At 58.7% G+C, this 6,926-nt stretch carries 8 protein-coding genes; 3 read left to right on the top strand and 5 right to left on the bottom strand.

Annotated elements, in window-relative coordinates; translation table 11 throughout:
- The 5 genes from VHB22_RS06985 to VHB22_RS06965 form a co-directional block, all read right to left on the bottom strand.
- Nucleotides 1-429 (bottom strand): squalene/phytoene synthase family protein (locus VHB22_RS06985; protein ID WP_325456241.1); only part of this gene is annotated, 429 nt, incomplete at its 3' end.
- Nucleotides 426-1,592 carry a glycosyltransferase gene (locus VHB22_RS06980; protein WP_325456240.1) on the bottom strand — a complete coding sequence of 389 codons (1,167 nt, stop codon included), beginning with the start codon at nt 1,590-1,592 and terminating at the stop codon, nt 426-428. The genes VHB22_RS06985 and VHB22_RS06980, both read right to left, overlap by 4 nt.
- The gene (gene hpnA / locus VHB22_RS06975; protein ID WP_325456239.1) at nt 1,589-2,590 is read right to left on the bottom strand and encodes a hopanoid-associated sugar epimerase; all 1,002 of its coding nucleotides are present in this window, start codon (nt 2,588-2,590) and stop codon (nt 1,589-1,591) included. Before hpnA ends, VHB22_RS06980 begins: the two co-directional genes overlap by 4 nt.
- Nucleotides 2,591-2,656: 66 nt before the next feature.
- On the bottom strand, nt 2,657-3,940 hold the full coding sequence (locus VHB22_RS06970) for a PQQ-dependent sugar dehydrogenase (RefSeq protein WP_325456238.1): 1,284 nt from the start codon (nt 3,938-3,940) through the stop codon (nt 2,657-2,659).
- Nucleotides 3,941-4,041: 101 nt separating this feature from the next.
- Nucleotides 4,042-4,656, bottom strand: a complete 615-nt coding sequence (locus tag VHB22_RS06965) for a TetR/AcrR family transcriptional regulator (RefSeq protein ID WP_325456237.1) — start codon at nt 4,654-4,656, stop codon at nt 4,042-4,044.
- A gap of 122 nt (nt 4,657-4,778) precedes the next feature.
- Here VHB22_RS06965 and VHB22_RS06960 point away from each other — a divergent pair, with 122 nt between their 5' ends.
- From VHB22_RS06960 to VHB22_RS06950, 3 genes are all read left to right on the top strand, one after another.
- Entirely contained in the window at nt 4,779-5,000 is a 222-nt protein-coding gene (locus tag VHB22_RS06960; RefSeq protein ID WP_325456236.1) for a hypothetical protein, read from the top strand.
- Between the two features lie 162 nt (nt 5,001-5,162).
- Nucleotides 5,163-6,086 carry an ABC transporter ATP-binding protein gene (locus VHB22_RS06955; protein WP_325456244.1) on the top strand — a complete coding sequence of 308 codons (924 nt, stop codon included), beginning with the start codon at nt 5,163-5,165 and terminating at the stop codon, nt 6,084-6,086.
- Complete coding sequence (locus VHB22_RS06950) at nt 6,083-6,844, top strand: ABC transporter permease (protein WP_325456235.1); 762 nt, start codon at nt 6,083-6,085, stop codon at nt 6,842-6,844. Before VHB22_RS06955 ends, VHB22_RS06950 begins: the two co-directional genes overlap by 4 nt.
- The last annotated feature ends 82 nt before the right edge of the window (nt 6,845-6,926 follow it).

The following is a 6,926-nucleotide window of genomic DNA, read 5'->3' as shown; positions in this document are numbered from 1 at the left end:
CCACGTCTTCTGTGACTCGCCATGCACATCGAGAACGAAACGCCCGACGGGCATCGCCGAGTAGCGGCAATAGTCGATCAGTTCCGCCCATGTAGTATAACGCGTCTTCACGACGTCTTGGCGAAACGCTTTCAACAGATCGAGCGCGTGTTGCGGGCTGAGATCGCGCGCTGCCAATTCGAAGCGCAGGGGCAAGGCATCGGCGGCCGCCTCGGATTTCCCGAGAAGCGTATCTTCCAACGCATCGAGGATCGCGAGCTTCGATGAAGGATCGAGGTCCGCATTATCGGCCGCATCATCAGCCGCGCGTGCGAAGCGATAGAACGCAAGGATCGGCGCCCGATAACGCGGCGCGATGATCCGCGACGCGACAGGAAAATTCTCGTCGTGCTCAGATTTTCCGGACTTATACGCAGTATCGACAGTCATTGCTTTCCTGCTTGCGCCTGCACGCGGCCCTTCCAGAGGCCGCCGCGTCCGGCACCATGCTGATACGCCGAATCTAGCGTAAAGCCTAAGTAGACCGCTGCAATAAGCGGCAGAGCCAGTCCCCAAAGTGGGGAACGGTGGTAAAACCGCAACGTCGGCTGAAACGAGAGCACCATGAGGCCATACGCGGCCGCCGCAAATAGGCTCGCTGGATAGCTCGCGGTGAGGATTAGAACCGGCGGAGCGAGGTAGAGCAGGCTCATGCCGAACACCGTTCCTGCGAGCAGCCACGGCGAATAACGAAGCTGGGCATAGGCAGAGCGCGCAACCATCCGGCGAATATCTTCAACCTTAGGATACAGCCGCAGGCTAAGGACGCGCTCCGACATCCCGAGCCAGATCGAACCCTGCCCCTTCATGACTTTCGCCAACGTACAATCGTCGATCAGCGCGCCGCGGATAGCTCGAATGCCACCGGCACGTTCGAGAGCCGCGCGCTCGATCAACATGCACCCGCCCGCTGCTGCAGCCGTCGCGGCGTTCGGCCGATTTGCCCGGTCAAACGGATAGAGCATCTTGAAGAAAAACACGAACGCCGGGATCAGCGCACGCTCGGCGAAGCTCACGCAGTTGAGCTTCGCCATGACGGAGGTCAGCACGCGCTGCTCGGACACCGACCGCGCAACCAATGATCGGAGCACATCGGGCTCATAGCCAATATCCGCATCGGTCAGCAGCAGATAACGCGGCGGATTTATGACCGCGCACGCCGCCGCGATGCCCTGCTCCATAGCCCAGACTTTTCCAGTCCAGCCCGATGGAAGCGCCTGCCCCGAAACGATCGTGATATTGCGGCCGGCCTCCTCAGCGAGACGGCGTGCCACTTCGGCCGTCCCATCACTACTCTGATCATCGACAAGCACGATTGAAAATTCGCCGGGATATGTCTGCGCGGCAAGTGACGAGAGCGATTGCGGTAGCATATCCGCCTCATTCCGCGCCGGAACGACGGCAACGACGCCCGGCCATTTCCGCGAGGGATCGTCGCCGGATGAATGATAATCTTCCTCCCGCTCCCGCGTTAGCCAAAAGCCGCCATGCATCAGAACGAGATAGAGCCACGCGAGAAACCCCAATCCCGCCAGGATATCCGTAACGCTCATCGCAAATATCCGGATTGCCCGAACCAACGATAGGCGTCGGCAAGTGCGTCGACTGCTGGTCGGAAACGATACGATAATTCTCGCGCCGACTTCGCCGATGAGAAGAACATCTTGTATTGCGCCATCCGAAGCCCGTCGACGGTCGCAAACGGCTCACGACCTGTGACCCGTGCCATGGCTTCGGCACCGTAGGCGATCGGATAAACGAGCTGACGCGGCAAACGCATCGTCGGCGCCCGGCGGCCCGCAAGCCGCGCGATCTCTCCCAGCATTTGCCCAAGCGTCATGTCTTCGCCGCCAAGGATATAGCGCTCTCCGATCCGCCCGCGTTGCAGAGCCTGCAGGTGTCCTTCGGCGACGTCATCGACGTGCACGAGATTGAGGCCCGTATCGACATACGCCGGCATACGTCCGCAGGCAGCTTCCACGACGATCCGTCCTGTGGGAGTTGGCCGAATATCGCGCGGACCGATCGGTGTAGACGGATTAACAGTAACGGCCGGAAGACCGGTCTCAACGACCATGTGCTCGACCATACGTTCGGCCATAACCTTGCTTTTCTTGTAGGCGCCAATGGCGTCCGCTTCTCTGAGCGGCGCAGTCTCATCCACGGGCGTTCCGTCATTCGAAGGGTGCAGCGTCGCGACGCTCGACGTATAGACGATCCGCTCGACCCCAGCATCAAGGGCGGCAGCCATCACGTTTCGCGTGCCTTCGACATTTGTCGCTATGATTTCGGCCGGATCCGGCGCCCAAAGCCGATAGTCGGCCGCGACATGAAAGACATAACGCACGCCTTTCATTGCCTTCAGAAACGCAGACCTATCGCGAATATCTCCCTCGACGACATCGACATCGAGCCCACTAATGTTCGCGCGATTGCTGCTGCGCCGGACCAACGCCCGCACGGCCATTCCTTCGCGGAGCAAACGCCGCGCGACTGCCGAGCCGACAAAGCCCGACACGCCCGTCACGAACGCGATGTCCTTTTGAGACACGCCATCCCCCCGATGCTTCGGCTTCTCGCAACCAAGCCACCGAAACTTGAATCGCTTCTTCGGCGATCATCCCCTGTAGGTAATTCGCCAGACTCGCCCCGCCGCATCGTCGGCAATGTAAAGCGACCCGTCGGGACCGACGGCGAGACCTGTCGGTCGATGTTCGACGCCATCCTTACCGGAGCGGAACCCGTCTGCAAATACGATGTATTTGCCCGAGGCTTTGCCGTCCGCCAACGGCTGGAAAACAACGTTATATCCACTCTGTGGACCGAACGACCGGTTCCACGAACCGTGAAAAGCGATGAACGCACCGCCGCGATACGACTTAGGAAACTGCGTCCCATCATAGATCGCGACGTCGTTCGGCGCCCAGTGTCCCGGAAATGCAGCAATCGGCGGCAGCTTGTCCGCACATTGCCCGACGGCTTTTCCGCCATCGCCACCATATTCGGGCGCCAAAACGAGCTTCCCCTGCTCGCCGTCGAAATAGCAGTAAGGCCAGCCGTAGTCGCCACCCTCTTTCAGAAGGACCAATTCCTCCGCAGGCAATTCGGACCCCTGCTGTGAATTGTAGAGCGTCGGCCAATTTTCGTAGAGCTGATCGCGTCCGTGCTGTGTTGCATAACGTCGGCCATCCGACGCGATCGCGATACCGACAGCGTTGCGCAGCCCGGTCGCAAAGCGCTCGTTCTCCGAAAATGTCTGATCCGTCTTATTCGCGTCGTAGCGCCAAATTCCGCCGCGCGTTTTCAATTCCTCGCACGGATTGATCCCGGGCGATTCCTTCGTCCGGTCGTGCTCCTGGCATGAGTTTGTCGCGGAGCCCAAATCGACAAATAGGTTTCCTTGCCCGTCAATCGCGAAAGTGCGTGCCGTGTGATTGCCGGTGATCGGCAGATCCTTGACGACGACCTCGGGCGTTCCTTTCAGCGCGATCTCACCGTCCTTGCGCGGATAGCGAATGATGCTGCCGCGGCTTTCGAGATAGAGCCAATCTTTATAGAGCGCGATTCCCGTGCCACCCGGAACGTCTCCGCCAAAGCGCACGACAATGTCGGCCTTCCCGTCGCCGTTCGTATCTTTTAGTCCGACGACCGGGCCCTCACCGCCGCCCCCATGGCGAATGGCAGCATTCAGATAAACAGTGCCATCGGCTGCAACCGCGATATGGCGCGGTGCACCCTCAACATCGGCGAAGACCGTGGCGCAGAACCCCTTCGGCAGGATAAGCCCGCCGTTATCGGCAGGACACAATTCCTGCGATGCCTGGTCTGCCGACGCAACCGAGATACATCCCAACGAACACGCGATTGCCACGGCAACGCCAACGATCGTCTTTGCACTCATGTCCTGTCCTTTTGAAACGCACACGCAATTGCGCCAGACTTCTGTGAAATAGATAGTGGACCGGCAATATTACACTCTGCCGGAAAGACCAAAGTCGATGCTTAGCGCGGCCAGGCATTGAGCGCCATGTCCACCACGCGCAACAGATCATCGCGTAACGCGCCGCCAGCCGCCTGTACCGACATGCCTTGCGCAATCGTGGAAATAAAGCGGGCGAGCGCCGCAGGATCCGCATCCAGAACAAGGTCGCCCTCGGCCTTTGCACGTTCGAAACGCTGGCAAAGATCCTGCTCCGCCTGCAGGCGCCGCTTACACAACTCCTGTTTGATCGATTCAGCGGCCTCCCCGCACGTCAATGCGCCTTGAACCGATAAGCATCCGCGCGGATGTGAAGGATCCGTCAGATAGATCGCTACGTTCCGAAGCAATTTTTCTGCAACCGCCCGCGCCGTCTGCTCTCCAAGCGCCTCGCGTGTGGCGGCGCCTGGACCTTTCTCGAAGTAGCGATCCAGCGCCCGGCGGAAAAGGTCTTCCTTGTTGCCGAAAGCCGCATAAAGACTGGGGCGATTTATGCCCATCGCGTCAGTCAAATCCGCGAGCGATGCGCCTTCGTACCCGTGCCGCCAAAAAACGTGCAGCGCTCTATCGAGTGCGGTATCGGCATCGAATTCTCTCGGACGGCCCTTCGGCGCCTGCACGGCATTTTTCCCGGTCATCGCACGTTCAGATTCAAACCTATACATTTGCATACTCATCGATACAAATATTCGTTGACAGGCGCGACGTCTCGACGATAGCGTACCTATCGGTACAAATATATAGCAGAGCGGGGTGCACGATGAAAGCCTCATTTCCGAGCCCGGCAATGGTCCTTAAGGGATTGAAGGTCTGGATGACCGGACACCGGCCAGAGGACGCCGTCGATGCTCCCGAGATGACAGTCGTACGTGCTTGCGGCCGCGTCATTCCCGTGGAGGACTCCGAATTTAGCGAGCGGCGTAAATTCGCCGTCCGTGCTGACCGGTGGCCACCGGGACCGAGCATGGATAATTTCTCCTGAGCAGTTCCAACCTAGACGAACGAGCATAACTGAGAGATCCGCACCGACCTGCGGATCTCCTTTTTTCAGTCGGCGAAGCGTCCTCTGCCGCGACGTTGACAGCCGCTGCCGACGCTGCGATGCGGGAGCCCGTCAATGCCAGCACGCACCCCGAGCAGGTTGATGAATCCCGTGATTTCCATCGCAGACGTCTCGAAAACCTATGCTTCGGGGTTCAAGGCTCTGAAGAATATCAATCTTGACATCCAGCAGGGTGAAATTTTTGCACTGCTCGGACCCAACGGCGCCGGTAAGACGACGCTGATCAGCATCGTCTGCGGCATCGTGAATGCGAGCTTAGGTACCGTAACCGTGGACGGCAAGGATATCGTTCGCGATTACCGCGCCGTGCGCGGGATGATCGGCCTCGTTCCGCAAGAGCTTTCGACCGACATGTTCGAAACGCCGTGGGCGACCGTCAATTTCAGCCGCGGCCTCTTCGGCAAGAAGCGTGACCACGCCTTCGTCGAAAAAGTTTTGAAAGATCTCTCTCTTTGGGAAAAGAAGGACAGCCGCATCATGACGCTCTCCGGCGGCATGAAGCGACGATTGCTCATCGCAAAGGCCCTGGCCCACGAGCCGCGTGTCCTATTCCTCGACGAGCCGACCGCCGGCGTCGATGTCGAACTGCGCCGGGAGATGTGGGACATCGTTCGCACGCTGCGAGCTTCTGGGGTCACCATCATCCTGACGACCCACTACATTGAAGAGGCCGAAGAGATGGCCGATCGCGTCGGCGTCATCGCCAAGGGCGAGATTATTCTTGTCGAAGAAAAAGCCGAGCTGATGCGCAAGCTCGGTAAGAAGCAGCTCGTGCTTCAACTGCACGAAGCTTTGGATGCAATCCCATCCGGGCTTGCAGTCTACGATTTGCAGATCTCCAACGACGGGCATGAATTGATCTACACATACGATACGCAAGCCGAGCGGACGGGAATCACTGCCCTCCTGAACGACATGCGCACGGCAGGCGTCGCCTTCAAAGACCTGAGCACCACGCAAAGCTCGCTTGAAGACATCTTCGTCGATCTCGTGAGGAAAGCATGAACATCGAAGCAGTCCGCGCCATTTACGGCTTCGAAATGTCTCGCTGGGGGCGCACCTTGATGCAGAGCATCGTATCGCCGGTGCTCTCGACGTGCCTTTATTTTATCGTCTTCGGCTCCGCCATCGGCTCGCGCATCTCGCAGGTGGACGGCATCGACTATGGCGCTTTCATCGTCCCGGGACTCGTCATGATGCTGCTCCTGACGCAGAGCACGCTCAATGCTTCGTTCGGCATATATTTCCCGCGCTTCACCGGCACGATCTACGAGCATCTGTCCGCGCCGGTCTCGCCGTTTGAAATTGTGCTCGGCTACGTCGGCGCGGCGGCAACGAAATCAATTATCCTCGGCTTGCTCGTGCTCTTGACCGCAAGCCTTTTCGTCAAGCTTCACATTGCACACCCGTTCTGGATGGTCGCATTCCTGCTGCTGACCGCGATCACATTCAGTATGCTGGGCTTCATCATCGGCATCTGGGCCGACGGTTTCGAAAAGTTGCAGATCATTCCATTGCTCGTGATAACGCCGCTGACGTTCCTCGGCGGCACGTTCTATTCGATAAAGATGCTGCCACCGTTTTGGCAGAAAGTGACGCTGCTCAATCCGGTCGTCTACTTGATCAGCGGCTTCCGCTGGAGCTTCTTTGAAATTTCTGACGTCAACGTGGGCGTCAGCTTGCTGATGACATTCGTGTTTCTGGCGATCTGCATGGCTATAGCCTGGTGGATCTTCCGCACCGGCTACCGTCTTAAGGCTTAGAAGACGCCGCAAACATCGACAGACGTCATCCCGACGTAGGCCGGGATCTATCCCGGCTTCGGCACAGCGACTCGTCGATCGA

The organism is Hyphomicrobium sp., assembly GCF_035548195.1.
Taxonomy (GTDB): Bacteria; Pseudomonadota; Alphaproteobacteria; order Rhizobiales; family Hyphomicrobiaceae; genus Hyphomicrobium_B.
The sequence above is the reverse complement of the archived record's forward strand: the minus strand, read 5'-3'. Positions and strand labels throughout refer to the sequence as shown.

Bases quoted from the DNA above. Each gene is read 5' to 3' on its own strand.
- VHB22_RS06980 (WP_325456240.1), bottom strand. From the start codon at position 1,592: ATGAGCGTTACGGATATCCTGGCGGGATTGGGGTTTCTCGCGTGGCTC.
- VHB22_RS06970 (WP_325456238.1), bottom strand. From the start codon at position 3,940: ATGAGTGCAAAGACGATCGTTGGCGTTGCCGTGGCAATCGCGTGTTCG.
- VHB22_RS06965 (WP_325456237.1), bottom strand. From the start codon at position 4,656: ATGACCGGGAAAAATGCCGTGCAGGCGCCGAAGGGCCGTCCGAGAGAA.
- VHB22_RS06960 (WP_325456236.1), top strand. From the start codon at position 4,779: ATGAAAGCCTCATTTCCGAGCCCGGCAATGGTCCTTAAGGGATTGAAG.
- VHB22_RS06955 (WP_325456244.1), top strand. From the start codon at position 5,163: ATGAATCCCGTGATTTCCATCGCAGACGTCTCGAAAACCTATGCTTCG.
- VHB22_RS06950 (WP_325456235.1), top strand. From the start codon at position 6,083: ATGAACATCGAAGCAGTCCGCGCCATTTACGGCTTCGAAATGTCTCGC.